At 39.6% G+C, this 3,224-nt stretch carries 3 protein-coding genes and 1 pseudogene; all 4 read right to left on the bottom strand.

Annotated features, from left to right (window positions below):
* A pseudogene (locus ADK28_RS32640) lies at nucleotides 1–244 on the bottom strand (hypothetical protein); the annotation flags it as partial.
* 57 nt (nucleotides 245–301) lie between these two features.
* Nucleotides 302–1,093: a polysaccharide pyruvyl transferase family protein gene (locus ADK28_RS02755; RefSeq protein ID WP_048794809.1), complete on the bottom strand. Its 792-nt coding sequence runs from the start codon at nucleotides 1,091–1,093 to the stop codon at nucleotides 302–304.
* Nucleotides 1,065–2,366, bottom strand: a complete 1,302-nt coding sequence (locus tag ADK28_RS02760; RefSeq protein ID WP_004938889.1) for a flippase — start codon at nucleotides 2,364–2,366, stop codon at nucleotides 1,065–1,067. Before ADK28_RS02760 ends, ADK28_RS02755 begins: the two co-directional genes overlap by 29 nt.
* Before the next feature lie 73 nt (nucleotides 2,367–2,439).
* Nucleotides 2,440–3,224: glycosyltransferase family 4 protein (locus tag ADK28_RS02765; protein WP_048794810.1), on the bottom strand; the 785-nt coding region annotated here is incomplete at its 5' end.

Below are 3,224 nucleotides of genomic sequence, written 5' to 3' on the forward strand. Positions count from 1 at the left end.
GAACCACTCTTAAGATTGCTTTGAAAAACAAAAACCGCTTAACCTTGCCACGTTTATCAATTATCCCTGAGTCGAGCCAGTTAATAAATATAATATCGTATCTTGCAAGATCTAACTTAGCCAGCTTCCCGATAATACTTTTAAAAGAAACCCCACTCACCTCACCGAAGTTAGAGAGGATGGCTTTGAACCTGTTGCTATAGTCATTGGTGCCAGTGTTTTTTGGATAATACGCTATCTTCATTTCACTACCTACGTTGTTTAATCCCGTCAAAGTATTTTATTGACGGGTGCGACGAGATCACCACAAATCGTAAGGGAACGCTTTGAAGATACGACTTGAAACTGTCGGCATATCAATTGGCTTAGCCGGTGTCATCGACATAGCTTCCTCAATGGTTGAGGCGATAGGGTATTCGTCCCTGCCCGTTCCAAAATAATAATCATCATACTTAAACTTGGATTCACCACTGTTGCCATCCAGGAATATTGCCGGTATGCCATAGGCCTCAGCAATAATAACACCATGTAATGAGCTGGAAACAACATATTTGCTATTAACAATGGCTTTGGTGAATGCCACGGCCCCTTGACGAGGTGAACAGAGCGCAGCGGAGTATTTGTCGTACTTCTTAAAATCCTCATTCATATGAGGGATAATGATCAAATCACGCTGTAACGACTCATCAGTCAAAAGTTCCCGGCTAAAGAATGTCGGCAGCAGCAAAGCGGGATCGCCATAAACCTCAGGAACTTCAATACCACGTTTCTGGAGTAATTCACGAGTCAAAGGGCCGCGAACTGAACGCACATCCAGATCGGAGAACTTGAGTTGATCATGGCTTATTTTCCCATTGATTCCCGTTCCCCACACACAGTCTCCCGTATTGGCAAAATGCATGACAGAACCAATAGAAAGCAGCTTGTTCTTCGCATTACGCTTATCAATAATACCTTTATCTTTCAGCGTTAGCATTTGCTCAACAATGACTTTTGCCAGATGATCTCCAGCATTATGGACACCATCCTTAGGTTCCCACCAAAAAACCCGAGATCTTAATTTGTCATTTCTTGAGAAGTTTAGCTTTAACATTAACAATTAATTCCTGATAGGTATTTAATTTTAAAAGGTCCATTAAGACCTTAAGTTTAATACTTGCATTTTGACGGGTTTTTGGCACCAGCCACTCAATGAAAAATGCGACACAGCTATAGCTGATAAGAACGGAAACAGCCGCGCCAGTTGCACCATAATGCTTAATCAAAAAATAGTTAAGACCAATACTCAGCAATAAGCCAAAAGCATTTCGTATAATTGCAAAGCGTTCAAGTTTAAATATGCTGTAATATAAGCCACTCAGGTTAACAATAACGAGTATCGGCAATGACAACATCAAAACAGCAAAGACAGGGGCCGATGCGGTGAACGCTTTGCCAAGTAAAAACGGAATCAACCAAGGAGAAATAAGTGCCAACGATAAACTGATAGGAATACTCACGAGTAAGCCATACAGATAAAGTTTTTCAAGGTATCTTTCTTTATCTAAAGATTGGCTCTTGCTGATATAGGGTAAAAACACCCCGGCCAATAGTGATGGGATCGTCAGCAACTGCTCTACCAACTTGTAAGCACCGGCATAAATCCCTACGCTGGCTGTGCCGGCAAGCAACGACAACATAAATTGGTCGGTTCGCATATTAAGCTGAACGATAACAACCGATATCCAAAAGAACAACGAACGACTGAATAAATGCTTTCGTATTGTAGATCGATAAAGTCTGCTTCTTACCCTTGTAATTTTCATTTTGTGCTTTCGCGTGGCGAACACACAGAGAATATTAATAATAAGGTTACTGACCGCGTAAGTCAGCATAATATAGAACAGATTATTTTCACCGGTGAAACACAATAGAATCCGTAACAATGCCATCAGCAGAGATACAGAAACCCTAATTTTCACCAATGTTGCATTTTTTAAATTAGCCTCGAAATGATAGGTAAATATCTCGAAGGGTGATGCAACAAATGCCAGCAACAGAGCGTAAAACTTTATATCATAGTTGCTAATATATAAATACAAGAAAGCCACTATCAGGAAAAAGATAGAGCTGGCCAGTTTTATATTGAAAGCTTGGTTAAAAATCAATGCTTCGCGACTTGGGGACTTCAGCGAAGAATAAACCCTGCGTATACCGAACTCAGATACAGTAACCGCCAACAAATAATAGAGCTGGAAGATCGCTAATTTACCAAAGTCTTCGACACCAAGATAGCGTATAACAATGACATTCGATAATAAAAGAATAAATGTAGTCGCGAATTTTTCCGTAACCAAATAGAATATATTCTTTACAAGATTACTCATTTTTCACACAACCATTGGTCGAAGATATTAGACATTATAATGCAAGCACGTTTCATAAATGGAATGCCGCTAATTATAATTTATTGATGATGCCGTCTAACTTCCTGGCAGACTCGACCCAAGAGTAATTGAGAATGTTTTTATATCCTTTGTTTTTTAACTCCTCTCGCATTTCACTATTCTGAATGATTTTTTCGAGGGCATTAACCATATCTTGATTATTATAAGGATCAAAATACATTGCGCTGTCTGCTAACACTTCGGGCAAGGATGCCTGATTTGACGAAACCACGGGGCAACCGCATGCCTGTGCTTCTAATGGTGGGATACCAAATCCTTCGTAAAATGAAGGAAAAACAAAAGCCAGCGCCTTTTGATATATACTTACGAGTTCATCATCAGTGACGCGGCCAAGGAATTCGACGTTCTTCATATCATTTTCATCTTTACCGGAAAAATTCATTCCTGCAAAGTTTTTATTGGCACCACCAATTATCTTCAATTTAACATTCGAGTGTTTAGACACGCTGGAAAAGGCCGCTAGCAAGCCATGAAAGTTCTTATGATAGTTAGGGGATGAAACGGCCAGCAAGAACGTCTCTTCGTCAGATTTGATGTCTGTACTCGCAGGTTTAAAGATATCAGATACCGCATTGTAAATGACAAAGGTTTTTTCCGGATTATAACGATAAGCTGTCGTAATCTCTTTCTTTGAAAAATCACTGACTGTCAATAGTGCTCGACTATTTCTCAACATCACCGGGATCAGTAAGTTATACATCAAGCGAAATTTCCTAGAGTAACTCTCCGGGAATTTCTTATATGTGACATCATGATGCGTGACAATTTTATTTTTAT

It is taken from the genome of Serratia sp. 506_PEND, assembly GCF_001076875.1.
In the GTDB taxonomy this organism is placed as follows: domain Bacteria; phylum Pseudomonadota; class Gammaproteobacteria; order Enterobacterales; family Enterobacteriaceae; genus Serratia; species Serratia marcescens.